The sequence below is a fragment of the Pseudomonas sp. 1121_17 genome (genome assembly GCF_052850745.1).
Genome location: NZ_VXCX01000007.1, coordinates 176,118 through 189,796, shown reverse-complemented (window position 1 = coordinate 189,796; position 13,679 = coordinate 176,118). Strand labels below are relative to the sequence as shown.

12 protein-coding genes and 3 pseudogenes are annotated in these 13,679 nt (G+C 61.7%); 6 read left to right on the top strand and 9 right to left on the bottom strand.

Features of this window, described 5'->3' with window-relative positions; genetic code table 11:
* Nucleotides 1–3: 3 nt before the first annotated feature.
* The 4 genes and pseudogenes from FW789_RS15080 to FW789_RS15065 form a co-directional block, all read right to left on the bottom strand.
* Nucleotides 4–1,293: an arsenic transporter gene (locus FW789_RS15080; RefSeq protein ID WP_207073584.1), complete on the bottom strand. Its 1,290-nt coding sequence runs from the start codon at nt 1,291–1,293 to the stop codon at nt 4–6.
* Between the two features lie 19 nt (nt 1,294–1,312).
* Nucleotides 1,313–1,663, bottom strand: coding sequence for a metalloregulator ArsR/SmtB family transcription factor (locus FW789_RS15075; protein ID WP_103435978.1), 351 nt, complete (start codon nt 1,661–1,663; stop codon nt 1,313–1,315).
* Nucleotides 1,664–1,740: 77 nt separating this feature from the next.
* Nucleotides 1,741–2,199, bottom strand: a pseudogene (gene tnpC / locus FW789_RS15070) (IS66 family transposase); the annotation flags it as partial.
* An 11-nt stretch (nt 2,200–2,210) separates the two neighbouring features.
* The gene (locus FW789_RS15065) at nt 2,211–3,179 is read right to left on the bottom strand and encodes an AraC family transcriptional regulator (protein ID WP_101316326.1); all 969 of its coding nucleotides are present in this window, start codon (nt 3,177–3,179) and stop codon (nt 2,211–2,213) included.
* A 184-nt stretch (nt 3,180–3,363) separates the two neighbouring features.
* On the opposite strand from FW789_RS15065, the gene FW789_RS15060 reads away from it, so the two are divergent.
* Entirely contained in the window at nt 3,364–4,527 is a 1,164-nt protein-coding gene (locus tag FW789_RS15060) for an MFS transporter (RefSeq protein ID WP_446431707.1), read from the top strand.
* 158 nt (nt 4,528–4,685) lie between these two features.
* Here FW789_RS15060 and FW789_RS15055 read toward each other — a convergent pair whose 3' ends face one another.
* Nucleotides 4,686–6,224 carry a methylenetetrahydrofolate reductase C-terminal domain-containing protein gene (locus tag FW789_RS15055; protein ID WP_446431673.1) on the bottom strand — a complete coding sequence of 513 codons (1,539 nt, stop codon included), beginning with the start codon at nt 6,222–6,224 and terminating at the stop codon, nt 4,686–4,688.
* 251 nt (nt 6,225–6,475) lie between these two features.
* Here FW789_RS15055 and FW789_RS15050 point away from each other — a divergent pair.
* Nucleotides 6,476–7,444, top strand: a pseudogene (locus FW789_RS15050) (5-methyltetrahydropteroyltriglutamate--homocysteine S-methyltransferase); the annotation flags it as partial.
* Nucleotides 7,445–7,552: 108 nt separating this feature from the next.
* Nucleotides 7,553–8,272, top strand: coding sequence for an SDR family NAD(P)-dependent oxidoreductase (locus tag FW789_RS15045; protein WP_103435981.1), 720 nt, complete (start codon nt 7,553–7,555; stop codon nt 8,270–8,272).
* A gap of 60 nt (nt 8,273–8,332) precedes the next feature.
* Here the strand turns inward: FW789_RS15045 and FW789_RS15040 are convergent, their stop codons facing one another.
* Entirely contained in the window at nt 8,333–9,511 is a 1,179-nt protein-coding gene (locus FW789_RS15040) for an acetyl-CoA C-acetyltransferase (protein ID WP_186701362.1), read from the bottom strand.
* A 203-nt stretch (nt 9,512–9,714) separates the two neighbouring features.
* On the opposite strand from FW789_RS15040, the pseudogene FW789_RS15035 reads away from it, so the two are divergent.
* The 3 genes and pseudogenes from FW789_RS15035 to FW789_RS15025 form a co-directional block, all read left to right on the top strand.
* Nucleotides 9,715–10,002: pseudogene (locus FW789_RS15035) on the top strand (LysR substrate-binding domain-containing protein); the annotation flags it as partial.
* Nucleotides 10,003–10,088: 86 nt separating this feature from the next.
* Nucleotides 10,089–11,300, top strand: coding sequence for an enoyl-ACP reductase FabV (fabV, locus tag FW789_RS15030; RefSeq protein WP_186701363.1), 1,212 nt, complete (start codon nt 10,089–10,091; stop codon nt 11,298–11,300).
* Nucleotides 11,301–11,377: 77 nt separating this feature from the next.
* Nucleotides 11,378–12,286 (top strand): alpha/beta hydrolase family protein, encoded by a 909-nt coding sequence (locus tag FW789_RS15025; RefSeq protein ID WP_186701364.1) that lies wholly within the window; start codon nt 11,378–11,380, stop codon nt 12,284–12,286.
* Nucleotides 12,287–12,326: 40 nt separating this feature from the next.
* Here FW789_RS15025 and FW789_RS15020 read toward each other — a convergent pair whose 3' ends face one another.
* The 3 genes from FW789_RS15020 to folM are packed head-to-tail and all read right to left on the bottom strand — an operon-like array spanning nt 12,327 to nt 13,659.
* Entirely contained in the window at nt 12,327–12,668 is a 342-nt protein-coding gene (locus FW789_RS15020; protein WP_186701365.1) for a HopJ type III effector protein, read from the bottom strand.
* Entirely contained in the window at nt 12,661–12,957 is a 297-nt protein-coding gene (locus tag FW789_RS15015) for a DUF1244 domain-containing protein (protein WP_103435986.1), read from the bottom strand. The genes FW789_RS15020 and FW789_RS15015 overlap by 8 nt, the downstream gene beginning before the upstream one ends.
* A gap of 9 nt (nt 12,958–12,966) precedes the next feature.
* On the bottom strand, nt 12,967–13,659 hold the full coding sequence (folM, locus tag FW789_RS15010; protein WP_446431672.1) for a dihydromonapterin reductase: 693 nt from the start codon (nt 13,657–13,659) through the stop codon (nt 12,967–12,969).
* Nucleotides 13,660–13,679 lie beyond the last annotated feature (20 nt).

Here is a 13,679-nt window from a genome sequence, read left to right as displayed (position 1 = left end):
CTCCTAAGCGCTGATGCTCAAGCGCACGGCGAGTGCTGCCAGTGTCGTAAGCAAAATGGGAAAGGTGAGTACGCAGCCAACCTTGAAGTAGTAACCCCAGGTGATGCGGATATTTTTCTGGGCCAGGACGTGCAGCCAGAGCAGCGTGGCCAAACTGCCGATGGGGGTGATCTTCGGGCCGAGGTCGCAGCCAATGACGTTGGCGTACACCATGGCCTCGTGTGCGAGTCCCGATACCCCACTGCCCTGGATCGACAAGGCACCGATCAGCACGCTGGGCATATTGTTCATCACGGATGACAGCAACGCGGCGGTGAAACCGGTACCCAGCGTGGCAGCCCACAGGCCATGGTCGGCGAAAGTGCCAAGCAGCGAGCTGAGTCCTTCAGTCAGCCCGGCATTCTTCAGCCCGTAGATCACCAGATACATGCCAAGCGAAAACAGGACGACTTGCCAGGGGGCGTTGAACATCACTTTGCGTGTCGAGATCACATGCCCCTTTGCGGCAATGATCAGCAGCACCAAGGCGCATACGGCGGCGACAGCACTGACAGGAATACCAAGCGGCTCAAGGACGAATAACCCGAGCAATAGAAGTACCAGCACCCACCAGCCTGCAAGGAACGTATGGCGATCTTTGATGGCTTTTTCTGGCCGCCTTAGTTGCTCCGGCGAGTATTCCAGCGGCACCTCCTTTCGATAAAACAACCAGAGCATGCCCAGGGTCACCACGACGCTGACCAGATTCACCGGCCACATGATTGAGGCGTACCGGGCGAATCCGATATCGAAAAAGTCGGCAGAGACGATGTTCACCAAGTTCGAGACAACCAGCGGCAGGCTGGCAGTGTCGGCAATGAAACCGGCAGCCATCACGAAAGCTAAGGTCGCCGCTGGACTGAAGCGGAGCGCGGTCAGCATCGCGATCACGATGGGAGTCAGTATCAATGCTGCGCCGTCATTGGCAAACAGGGCCGAAACCGCTGCCCCCAAGAGCACCATCAGTGCAAACAGGCGTGCGCCGCTGCCTCTTCCCCAGCGAGCCACATGAAGTGCTGCCCACTCGAAAAAGCCCGCCTCATCCAGCAGAAGGCTGATGATGATCACCGCGATGAACGTTGCCGTGGCATTCCACACTATGTGCCAGACCACTGGGATATCGCTGAGCGTGATGACACCGGTCAACAATGCGAGTACCGCCCCAGCAGACGCGCTCCAGCCAACGCCAAGTCCACGGGGTTGCCAGATCACCAGTACCAGCGTGACCAGAAATATTGAAATTGCCAACAGCATGTCAGTTCTCCAGAAACACTTAGCAACAGGAAGCCTGGCGTACTGGGCGACCTTCCATCGAAGCAAGGCGACCTTGATCATCGCCGAGCCAGGAACGGTTAGCCTCAAGGGTCGTGTGGAGTACCTCCACTGCCCACTGAGGGAGTTCTGGATGAAGGCGGTAATAGATCCATTGGCCCTGACGGCGATCTTCCAGCAGCCCGCAGGTGCGCAACTGAGCAAGGTGTCGGGACACTTTTGGTTGGTGATCGTCGAGCGCCCAGATCAATTCGCAGACACATAGCTCTCCCTCGGCAGCGAGCATCAGCATGATTCGGGCGCGAGTTTCATCACCGAGGCATTTGAAGAACGTGTGGGGCTGAAAGGACATGGCCGACCTGTATATTCGTTTATGCACATATTCGAATTTACAGATATAAATACCTCAGTGGAAGCAGCTTTTTTCTACGCGCGGTGCGTTTTCTTCTCACCTGGTGCCAACATCTGTACGGGTGTTTCATCAGCATGCACAACGTGTTGGGTCAACACTGCTTCGCGCAGCGCATCCACCAAGGGCTGGAGCTGCACGCCGGTTTGCCCTACCCATTGAGCCAGTGTTGAACGCGGGATGGCCAAGCCTGCTCGGCCAAAGATCCTTTCTTGCCGGTACAGCGGCAGATGGTCGGAGAACTTGGCCACCAACACATGTGCAAGCAGCCCGGCAGTGGGGATGCCCTTGTCGATCACTTGGGCGGGCACCGGCGCCTGGGTGAGTGTTTCGCACTGGCGGCAGGCCCACTTGCCTCGCACATGCAGCTCAACTGTGAACACCCCCGGCGTGTAATCCAATTTCTCGCTGACGTCTTCGCCGATGCGTTGGAGTTGGCAGCCGCAGACACATTCGGTGCTTTCCGGCTCGGCACTAATTCCCCTCAACTTCAGGTGGCAGCCAACTGCCTCAACCTGCGACTCAACCCAGGCGTCGTGCCCGTAACTCGCTTGAACGCCCGACTGAAGGCCGCCTGAGACGTATAGCCCAACCGCTGCGCGACCTCTTCAATAGGTACTCTTTCCAGCGTGAGCCACTGGCTGGCAAGCCGCATTCGCACTTCGGTAACGTAGCGCAGTGGGCTCATGCCAATCGTCAGTTGGAAGCGCTCGGCAAAGACCGAGCGGGAGGTATTGCATTGCTCCGCCAACTGCTCGACGGTCCAGTCTCGGCCCGGTTGCTGATGAAGCGCCAGAAGTGCACCTGCCAGCCGAGGATCGCGCAGAGCGGCAACCAGGCCGGAGGCGTTGCCGCAGGCGCACTCGACCCAACCGCGAACGACCATGGCGGCGACCACATCGGCCAATCGCGCGAGGATGCCGGCGAAGCCAACGCGTGCGGCGCTGACCTCGCGCTCCATGGTGGTGAGAATAGGCACCAGCCCGGGGTAACGCTGGCCGCCGGCATCAATAAGCATCAGGCCAGGCATCAGCTTGCCAAGGCCATGGAGGCTGCCCAATTCGAATTCCATGCATCCACTGAACAAAAGCGTGGTCGGCATGGAGCCGGGATCGGTTCCGGTGTCCACCGCGCTTACGGTTTCGCCGAGAGGCTCGCCGTCCAGCAGATCAATGTCCTGCACGGGTACCTGCGTATGCGAGAGCAAGTGATGGGCCGCGCCATGGCAGATGAAAACGGCGTTACCGGCGGACAGCGCATAGGTCGTCCCGTCTTCCATACGTAGCACCGCGTTGCCGACCGCCAGGAAGTGGAACCAAGCATGCCCGGGTTTGGCAGCAAAGGCCAAGCCGAAGGCTGGGCCCGCCTGGATACGGCGGTACTCGACACCGCGCAGGCGCATGCCGCGCAACAGCTCGTTGATGAGGTCGGAAGAAAGGGCAAATTGGTCTGTCGACATCGATCCGGTGTTTTAATCAAAAAGTTGAGTTTTTCGATCATAGATCATCCGGATTCTCGCGCCTAGACTACCGGTCGCAATTGAAGATTGGGAGATCCATGAAGTGACTGACCTTATATGCAATGCCTTACCCGACAGCCGTCGCGGCGCCGCGCCGTATGCAGAACCCATAACTCCAGCGTGGATGGCCGTATTCTCGTTGGCGATGGGCGTGTTTGGCTTGCTGACCGCTGAGTACCTTCCGGCCAGCCTGTTGACGCCGATGGCAACCGAGCTGGGGGTGTCCGAAGCGCTGGCTGGCCAAGCGGTAACGGTGACAGCGGTGGTGGCGCTGTTCGCTGGCCTGTTGGTGCCAGGCCTGACTCGAAGTATCGATCGGCGCTGGGTGTTGCTGGGGTTTTCCACGTTGATGATCGCATCCAACCTGCTGGTCGCCGTTTCCTCCAGTTTCGCGGTGCTGTTGTTGATGCGTATCTTGCTCGGCGTCGCGCTTGGTGGGTTTTGGAGCATGGCGGCAGCGGTGGCGATGCGCTTGGTGCCCGTGGCTTTGTTGCCGCGAGCGCTCTCGATCATTTTCAGCGGCATCGCCGTCGGGACGGTGGTCGCGGTCCCGCTGGGTAGTTATCTGGGCGGGCTCTATGGCTGGCGCAGTGCGTTCTTTGCAGCGGCGGCGGTGGGGGTGGTGACCCTGGTTTTCCAGTCGCTTACGCTGCCGAGCCTTGCGCCACGTCGGCCGGCACGGCTGCGTATGGTGCTTGAAGTGTTGCAGCGCCCAGGCATTGCTATGGGAATGTTCGGTTGTGTGCTGGTGCACAGCGGCCACTTCGCGATGTTCACGTATATTCGGCCATTCCTCGAAGATACGACCGGCATTGGCCCGCAGGGCCTGTCGCTGATGTTGCTGGGTTTTGGTGTAGCGAACTTTGTCGGCACGTTGGTGGCCGGGTGGATGCTCACTCGTCACCCATTGGCCACCCTGGTGTTGATGCCAGCGTTGGTAGGCGTTGCGGCACTGGCGCTGGTCTTGTTGCCAGCTTCGGTGCCAGGGCAGGCTGTACTGCTGGCGGTCTGGGGCCTGGCCTTTGGGGGTGTGCCGGTGGCATGGTCGAACTGGGTCGCCAGCGCGGTCCCTGATCAAGCGGAGAGCGCTGGAGGCATGGTGGTAGCGTCTGTGCAGTCGGCCATCGCCACAGGCGCAGCAGCGGGTGGGGCAATGTTCAGCCTCGGTGGCAGCGCAGGCGTATTCGTGGCGGCGGCCGTGCTGATGCTGCTGGCCGCGTTGCTGATTGCACTGCGTGTGCGAGTTCCTGCGGCAGATGGGGCTGTGCTGAAAGGGGGGGTGCCTTGATCGGCATTTTCGTCACAGGTTTATCTCGCTACCTGTACCAGCGGCCACGGCTGGTAAATGGGCTAAACGTGGGCCCAGGCCTCACGCTTGTCGCATCTGGCGTTTCGATTGCGCATTGAGTCAAAAGCGTACGCCGCTGGAGTGACTCGTCGGCAGCCTCAGTTATCCATCTCAGCAATCTCTGTCTTACGCCGTACAGACTCCGAACCAGCAGCCCGCCGCACCGCAGCCACCCCAGCAACCGGCTCAACCTTGACCACCGGCGCAGGCTGAAACCACACCGGCCACGAACTGCGATGCCGGCTCTCGACTTCGACGCAGGGGATCAATCGCTCGCGCAGCACATCGGTCTCGCCCACAGTCTTCGCCACGCGGTACTTCACGCCATGCACGCACTCGCGATCACCGAACTCGCAGCGGTTCAGCGAGGTGCCGCCGCAGGGGCCGTTGGCGAGACCTTTGGGGCAGGATTCTGGGCAGATATAAAGCGTGTCTTGCAGGCGACAACTGCCGCAGGTGTCGCAACCCACCAAGGGCCTTTTGACGCCGCGCTCAAGGCCATGCAGCAGGCGTGCGGCGCCAGGTGTCGCCCACAAAGGTCTGGTCACCGCCCAGCCAAACGCACGACTGGCCCAGTTCTCGTGGTCGAACAAAAACCCGTGCATGCCCGACAACAAGCGATAGCGAACCCGCTCCCGCGGGCTGGCGCTGACCCGTGACTGGCCAAGCCGCCAGTCCGCGCCGGGCGGGGTGAAGGTCACTGCGGGCAGGTCCGGCATCTGCCAGCTGGCAGTCCAGGCAGGCGCCCATTGTTCAAGGGTGTAAACACTTGCCAGCACTTGCCCCAGTTCACGCTCGAGCGTTTGCAACTGGGCAAGCTCATGCACTCCGGACAGGTGCACGCCGGCATAGCCCATCAATTTCAAACCGACCACCTGCAACGCCAGCCGCTGAATACTGCGCGCCTGGGCATACGCTTTGGACACTGCCAGCTCAGCCGCGAGCACGTCGCGCATGGACGGAGTGACGACGGCGCCGGCAACGTGTTCGAGCATCTGCGCGCGCCCGTGGGTGAGCGCCATAAGGCAGGCGATCAGCGGTTTCGGTGTGCGCTGACGAGCCATCCACTGCAGCGCTTCCTGATGTTTTTGATCGTCGTAGCCGAGCTGCAGGGTGAGGAAGTCAGCACCGGCACTGAGCTTTTTCTCTGCCTTGAGATACTGCGCAGCGCCTTCTTCTTCACGGTACTTGAACGGGTTCAGGGCTGCACCGAGCAGCCAGTTGGGGCGGGCCTGGCGGGCGATCTGCAGGGCGGGGACGGACTCGAGGTAGCGCACGGGCTGTTGGCCGGGCGTGTGCCCGGGCAAGCGGTCGCCGGTGAGTATCAGCAACTGGTCGAGGCCGGCGGCATCCATGTGTTGCAGCTGGCTGAGCAGGTCATGGCGCTCACGGGCCTTACCGGAGAAATGCAGCAGGGCGGGTACGGGTGTGGCGAGCGAATTGAAGGCGTCCAGCGGTGACATATCTAACGGGCTGCCGACGCGGTCGCCGATGGACACGGTCAGTGGCCAGCCGCACAGCTGTTTGCGGGCCATGATCGCTTCAAGCGCGGCGAAGCGCTCGGCAGAGGGCTTGGGCACGAATTCCATGATGCAGACGAAGGCGTGCTCATGCAGCGCGGTTTTCAGCAGGCTCATGCGGGGCTCGGCAGCGGCAGTGGATCTGGCCGGCATTGTGCGGCAGATGGGTGAGGTTGGCTTGTCTGATTGCGCTGGTGACAGGTGTGGAAAAGACATGCCATGGCGCGGCTGGGCCAATCTCAAGTCGGTGTACGTCAAAGCGCTGTATGAGAATTTCTTGAGATGATCATAAATTATATGAGTTTGTCTCAGCATCGCATCTCCCACAGACTTGCCCCATTGAAATTCAACGGCAAGGAACACCTCTCATGGCACTGGCACACAATCTCGGCTTTCCACGCATCGGCTGCGATCCCGAACTGAAGAAGGCCCAGCAGGCGTTCCTCACGGGCGCGCTGGATGAAGCCGGCCTGCGTGCGGTGGGCCGTGAGTTGCGTGCCAAGCACTGGCAGCTGCAGACAGACGCAGGCATCGAGCTGCTGCCAGTCAGCGACCACGCGCTGGAGCTGACACAGTGGTTCGACCGCAACAGCCACCACCTGGCCCCGCAGCTCAGCGTTGATCAGCAGTTCGCTTTGAACTGGGAGCAACTGCTTGAAGAGGTAAACGAGGCCAAAGCGCTCGGCCATGCGGTCAAGCCAGTCGTGCTCGGCCCGCTGACTTACCTGTGGCTGGGTGAATGCCAAGGTGGCGACTTCGACAAACTGGACTTGCTCGATCGCCTGCTGCCGCTGTACGACCAGATCCTCAACCAGCTGGCTGCGCAAGGTGTGGAGTGGGTACAGATCGACGAACCGATCCTGGCGCTGGAACTGCCACAGTCCTGGAAGAATGCCTACGAGCGGGTTTACAACATCCTTCAGCGTGCGCCGCTGAAAAAGCTGGTCGCGACCTACTTTGGCGGCCTGAACGCCAACCTCGGCCTGGCCGCCAATCTCCCGGTCGACGGCCTGCACATCGACCTGGTGCAGGCCCCTGAACAATTCCCGACCATTCTTGATCGCCTGCCGGCGTACAAGGTGCTTTCGCTGGGCGTAGTCAGTGGCCGCAACAGCGGGCACTGGAACCTGGACGACGCGCTGCACGTACTGCGCCTCGCCGCCGAGCGCCTGGGCGACCGGTTGTGGGTCGCGCCATCGTGCCCACTGCTGCATAGCGCTGACGAGCAAGACGATGCCGAGCGCAACAATGAGCTCGCCCTCGCCGCTGACAAGTGCCAGCAGGTAGCACTGCTGACCAAGGCGCTCAACCAATCGGACTTAGCCCAGGCTCGCGCCGCGTAGCAGGCGAGCCACTGTTCATATCCAGATACAACCTGGCTTTGCCGCACCTGCCGAGTTCTGTTTCGATGCCGCTCGGCCATCCGGCCTACAGGGAGTGTTGGGATGAAAGTTCTGGTGGTGGGTGCCAGCAAAGGGCTGGGCAAGGCATTGATCGACGGGCTGGGAGCAACGGGCGATACGCTGATCGGGGTGTCACGCACGCAGCCTGAACCGTTGCCGGTTCGCGATGGCATTGCAGTGCAGTGGATCGCAGCGGACATGGGCCAGCCCAAGTTGGCGGCGCAGCAGATTGCACATGCAGTAGAGGCGGGCGGTATCGATGCCCTGATCTACAACCTTGGTTTGTGGGAGACGCAGGCGTTCGAAGCCGGCTACAGTTTTTCAAGCGACGATGATGAGCAGCTGGAGCACATGGTCAGCTGCAATATCACCGCGACAATCCTGCTGATCAAACGTCTGCTGCCGGTTCTGTTACGCAGCCAAGCGCCGCGAATCATCCTCACCGGCTCGACCTCCGGCCTGAGTCAGAGCGGTCGCCCTGAAGTTACCTTTGGCGCATCGAAATTCGCCTTGCGCGGTATCGCCGAAGCGCTGCGCGAAGGCTACCGAGATCAACAGCTCGGCGTCACCTGCCTCAATCTTGGCTATCTGAATACCGAAGATGGCCTTGAAGTGCCGTTGGCCGAAGCCGCAGCACGCGGTGCAGGGGAGTTGATTCCGGTGCACGATGTGGTGCTGATGGTGCGCACATTGCTCAGCTTGTCGCCAGCCAGCTACGTACGTGAGCTGACTCTGCCAGCCATCGCTGACGAGCGCTTCTGAACCTTCTTGAGCAGCCAGGCTGCCGGCACACGCCGCCAGCCCGGTTCACACATCGCCAACCTAGCGCTCGATCGCCAGCGCCACGCCCTGACCACCACCGATGCACAGGGTCGCCAGGCCTTTTTTGGCATCACGCTTGATCATCTCGTGCAGCAGGGTTACCAGCACGCGGCAACCGGATGCACCAATCGGGTGACCGAGGGCAATGGCGCCGCCGTTGACGTTGACCTTGTCGGCATCCCATTCCAGCGACTTGCCCACCGCCAGCGCCTGCGCGGCGAAGGCTTCGTTGGCTTCGATCAAGTCCAGATCGGCCAACTGCCAGCCGGCCTTGGCCAGGCAGCGCTGGGTTGCCGACACCGGGCCAATGCCCATGATCGCCGGGTCAACCCCAGCACTGGCGTAGCTGGCAATCCTGGCCAGCACCGGCAGGCCCAGCTCGGTGGCTTTGGCCGCGCTCATCAGCAGTACCGCCGCTGCGCCGTCGTTGAGGCTGGAGGCGTTGCCGGCGGTGACGCTGCCGTCTTTCTTGAACGCCGGGCGCAGTTTGGCCAGTGCTTCGGCGGTGGATTCGGGGCGGGGTTGCTCGTCGCGCTCGACCACCTTTGGCTCGCCCTTTTTCTGCGGCAGCACGATGGGTGTGATCTCGTCCTTGAAACGCCCGGCTTCGATGGCGGCGACGGCCTTGCGCTGGGATTCGGCGGCAAAGGCGTCCTGCTGCTCACGGCTGATGTCGAACTTGTCGACCAGGTTCTCGGCAGTGATGCCCATGTGGTAATCGTTGAAGGCGTCCCACAGGCCGTCGCTGATCATGCTGTCGATCAACTGGCCGTGGCCCATGCGCTGACCGGTGCGGGCCGAGGGCATGACGTAGGGCGCCAGGCTCATGTTCTCCTGGCCGCCGGCGATCACTACTTCGGCATCGCCGCAGCGGATCGCCTGGGTCGCCAGGTGCAGGGCCTTGAGGCCCGAGCCGCAGACTTTGTTCAGGGTCAGCGCCGGCACGCTGAACGGCAGGCCGGCTTTGACCGCAGCCTGACGCGCCGGGTTTTGCCCGGCACCGGCGGTCAGCACCTGGCCAAGGATCACCTCGTCGACTTGTGCTGGGTCGAGCCCGGTCTGTTCGAGCAGGCGCTTGATTACTGCTGCGCCCAGATCGACCGCCGGCACGCTGGCCAGAGCGCCCTGGAAACTGCCGATGGCGGTGCGGGTGGCGGCGACGATGACGACTTCATGCATGTTGTTGTTCTCCGATGAAGGTAGCGCGACGAGGCGACGCAGTGTCACCCAGCATCGGTGCAAACGGTTCATTTGTTAAGTTTGTTTTTCTTTGCCATTGATCTGGAAAGCAAATCAATCACTCCTTCAAACGGCCGGACACTGATGAGTGACGCAGTGAATGCCTCCGCGACCATCGGCAATGGCGTCAATGTTGAGCTGCACGGGGCAAGGGGCTGAACTTCTCTGATCCGGGCTTGCTCCTGGCTGCTGCCTGCGAGGGCCTGGGCGTGGCCTTGGTCAGCCAGTTGCTGGCCCAACGTGCAGTGGCGCAGGGTTTACTGCAGGCGTTGTCGGCGCAGCGGGTCAGGGGCCCGGCGTGGGCGTGCCTGGTGCACCGCGACAGCCAGGATGACCCGCTGGCGCGGGCGTTCATGCGGTGGCTGCGTGAGCAGCTGGGGCGATCTGCGGTTGGAACCACCCCCCGTCAGCCCGTAATATGTGTCGGATAACTTGCGGGGGTAGTCTCACCCTCAGATCAAACGGAACCGGCCCGCGCGGCGCGGCTCCCTAGCCTAAACCTGACGAGGTACAGACATTGGCCATCATTCATCCCAAGGTTCGCGGTTTCATCTGCACCACGACCCATCCGAAGGGCTGCGAGCTCAACGTCCGTGACCAGATCGAAGCCACCCGCAAGCTGGGCGTGCGCGATGATGGTCCGAAAAAGGTCTTGGTGATCGGTGCTTCCAGCGGCTACGGCCTGGCAGCACGCATCACTGCAGCCTTCGGCTTCAAAGCCGATACCCTCGGCGTGTTCTTCGAAAAGCCAGGCACCGAAACCAAGCCAGGCACCGCCGGCTGGTACAACGCTGCTGCATTCGACAAGTTCGCCAAGGCTGAAGGCCTGTACAGCAAGTCGATCAACGGTGACGCCTTCTCCGATGAAGCCCGCGCCAAGGTCATCGAGCTGATCAAGAACGAAATGGGCGGCAAGGTTGACCTGGTCATCTACTCGCTGGCCTCGCCTGTGCGCAAGCTGCCACAGACTGGCGAAGTGATTCGCTCGTCGCTCAAACCAATCGGCCAGCCGTACAAGTCGACTGCCATCGACACCAACAAAGACGTGATCACCGAAGCCTCGATCGAGCCGGCCACCGAGCAGGAAATCGCCGACACCATCACCGTCATGGGTGGTCAGGACTGGCAGTTGTGGATCGACGCTCTGGCTGATGCCGGCGTGCTGGCCGAGCAGGCGCGTACCGTCGCGTTCAGCTACATCGGCACCGAAATCACCTGGCCGATCTACTGGCACGGTGCACTGGGCAAGGCCAAGCAGGACCTGGACGACACTGCCCTGCGCCTGGACCAGAAGCTCGCCAGCGAGATCAAGGGCGGCGCCAACGTTGCCGTGCTCAAGTCGGTGGTCACCCAGGCCAGCTCGGCGATCCCGGTAATGCCGCTGTACCTGTCGATGGTGTTCAAGATCATGCAGGAAAAGGGTCTGCACGAAGGCACCCAGGACCAGCTCGATCGCATGTTCCGCGACCGCTTGTTCCGAGAAGACGGCGCGCCGGCTGAAGTCGACGAAAAAGGCCGCCTGCGCCTGGACGACTGGGAACTGCGCGACGATGTCCAGGACGCGTGCAAGGCCCTGTGGCCACAAGTGACCACCGAGAACCTGTTCGAAATGACCGACTACGCCGGTTACAAGAAGCAGTTCCTCAACCTGTTCGGCTTCGAGCGCGCTGACGTCGACTACGACGCAGACGTGGCGACCGACGTCCAGTTCGACTGCGTTCAGCTGTAATCTGCAAAGCGTGTGTTTGGTGATGGCGTGGGGCTGAAATTTTGCTAGCGTGAGCGGACTCCAACAAAGAGCCCGCCATGAGCAGCCTGACCCAACCCGCCAGCGCCCTGCGCCACAAAGCCGCCGATGGCTACAGCCTCGGCGGTTTTGTCTGGCGCCATGCTCGACCTGATCCCCAGCGCCCGCTGGTGATCATCAACCCGGCCACTTCGGTGCGCTGCGCTTACTACTCGCGTTTTGCCGACTACCTGTTTGCCCAGGGCTGCGATGTGCTGTGCTTCGATTATCGCGGCATCGGCGAATCACGGCCGCCGTCGTTGCGTGGCTTCACGGCGTCATGGAGCGATTGGGGGCAACTGGATTTCGAGGCAATGCTGCAGTATGCGGCCGAGCACTTCCCCAGGCAGCCAGTGGATGTGGTCGGGCACAGCTTCGGCGGTTGGGCGGTAGGCCTGGCGCCCTCGGCGCAGAAGGTGCGGCGGGTGGTGATGGTCGGTGCGCAGTTTGCCTATTGGCGCGACTATGCCGTGGCGCAGCGCTGGCGCTTGTTGGCTAAATGGCATGTGGCAATGCCGCTGCTGACCAAGGTGATGGGCTATTTCCCGGGCAAGCGCCTGGGTTGGCTGGAAGATACCCCGGCCGGGGTTGTCGCTGACTGGAGTACGCCCACGCCTGCGTACGAACAGCGTCCTAGCGGGCGCTTGCTGGCGGCTAAGCCATTCGCTCAGGTGCGCGCGGCAACATTGGCGATCAGCTTGAGCGATGACCCGTTCGGTACGGTGGCTGCTACCGAGCGTTTACTGGCTTATCTGAGCGAGGCGCAACCCGCGCATCTGCGGATTGCCCCGGCAGACCTACGCGTCGCCGAGATCGGCCACTTTGCCTTCTTTCATGACCGATTCAGGCAGACGCTGTGGCCGATTGCACTGGAATGGTTGCAACACGGCCAGCTGTCACCGAGCACGCCCGGCCAGCGGCTGCGCTGACGCCGCAAGCAAAGGGGCTACGCAGGCAGCCCCATTGTCATCAAGCCAGGCGCTTGAGCGGCTGCTGGGCGAACTTCACCCCAGCCAGGCCATACGCGATCAACGCACGGATATTGCCGTGGTCGCTGCCATCTGGCGTGGCGACCACGCTGCGGTAATGCTCACCAAAGGCCAGCAACGCTTCGCGGTCGCTCAAGCCTTCCAGCGCGGCCATGCCGAGGGTCTTGCACGAGCCTTCGTTCTGCCCGGCGGCGTTTTCCACGTTACCGTTAGTAAACGCCTGCGGCTGATAGCTGTAGTGCTCGGCGATGAAGGCAAGGGTGTCGGCAAAGGCGTGTTCGCCGCTTTCGAGGCTGGCGCGCAGGGTGTTCAAGTCAGTCACGGGGTTTTCCTTGTTCGAACGCCGCTTGCTGTTCGGCGCTGGCTTCTTTCTGGTATTGGGCTTTCCATTCGGCGTAGGGCATGCCGTACACCGCTTCGCGGGCGTCATCCAGGCTGATGTCTACCTGCTGCTCATCGGCAGCCGCCTTGTACCACTTGGACAGGCAGTTGCGGCAGAAACCGGACAGGTTCATCAGGTCGATGTTCTGCACGTCGGTGCGTTTTTGCAGGTGATCGACCAGCCGGCGAAACGCGGCGGCCTCGAGTTCGAGCTGTTGTTGTGGGGTCATGGGCTTCTCTCAGATCATGCGGTTCTTCAGGTGGCGGCCACCGTTGATGACCACCTGGCTGCCGGTGCTGTAGTGGCTGTCGAGCAGGTACTTGACAGCCTCGATCAGCGGCCCGGCGCCGGGTTCGAATTCCAGCAGGGCTTTTTTCAGGGTCTGCTGGCGGTAGGCTTCGTCGCCGCCTTCCTTGAGGATCAACAACCCCGGCAGGATACCGTTGACGCGCACCGTCGGCGCGTACTTTTCGGCAAACGACAACACCATGTTCTGCAGCGCGGCCTTGGTCGCGGCGTAGCCGATATGGCTCTTGCTGCCGCGCGAGGAGGTTTCGTCACAGATGTGGATGATGTCGGCCTTGTCGACCTTGCGCAGCATGTCGCCCAGGGCCAGGTTGAGGTGATAGGGCGCCTCGACGTGCAGGCGGAACATCAGCTCAAGATTGACCAGGTCGTCATCCAGCCACACCGAGGCGTTGTGGATGATCGCCCGCAGGCCGTTGTAGTGGCTGCTCAAGTGATCGATCAGGGCGTCGCGGTCGGCCTGCTGGCACAGATCGGCGCGAAACTGGACGATGTTGGGGTGCGCAGATTGCGCATGGACATGGCGACTGGCAGCGACCACCGTATGGCCGGCCTGTGCCAGTTCAAGTGCCAGAGCCAGCCCTACGCGTTGGCTGGCTCCGGTGATCAGAATGGGGCTGTTCATGTTCAGGGCGGTCTACTTGT

What these genes read in the sequence shown, in the direction of transcription:
- FW789_RS15060 (WP_446431707.1), top strand. Translation starts at nt 3,364, where the DNA reads ATGGCCGTATTCTCGTTGGCGATGGGCGTGTTTGGCTTGCTGACCGCT.
- folM (WP_446431672.1), bottom strand. Translation starts at nt 13,659, where the DNA reads ATGAACAGCCCCATTCTGATCACCGGAGCCAGCCAACGCGTAGGGCTG.
- FW789_RS15080 (WP_207073584.1), bottom strand. Translation starts at nt 1,293, where the DNA reads ATGCTGTTGGCAATTTCAATATTTCTGGTCACGCTGGTACTGGTGATC.
- FW789_RS15055 (WP_446431673.1), bottom strand. Translation starts at nt 6,224, where the DNA reads ATGAGCCTGCTGAAAACCGCGCTGCATGAGCACGCCTTCGTCTGCATC.
- FW789_RS15040 (WP_186701362.1), bottom strand. Translation starts at nt 9,511, where the DNA reads ATGCATGAAGTCGTCATCGTCGCCGCCACCCGCACCGCCATCGGCAGT.
- FW789_RS15075 (WP_103435978.1), bottom strand. Translation starts at nt 1,663, where the DNA reads ATGTCCTTTCAGCCCCACACGTTCTTCAAATGCCTCGGTGATGAAACT.
- FW789_RS15015 (WP_103435986.1), bottom strand. Translation starts at nt 12,957, where the DNA reads ATGACCCCACAACAACAGCTCGAACTCGAGGCCGCCGCGTTTCGCCGG.
- FW789_RS15045 (WP_103435981.1), top strand. Translation starts at nt 7,553, where the DNA reads ATGAAAGTTCTGGTGGTGGGTGCCAGCAAAGGGCTGGGCAAGGCATTG.
- FW789_RS15065 (WP_101316326.1), bottom strand. Translation starts at nt 3,179, where the DNA reads ATGTCGACAGACCAATTTGCCCTTTCTTCCGACCTCATCAACGAGCTG.
- FW789_RS15025 (WP_186701364.1), top strand. Translation starts at nt 11,378, where the DNA reads ATGAGCAGCCTGACCCAACCCGCCAGCGCCCTGCGCCACAAAGCCGCC.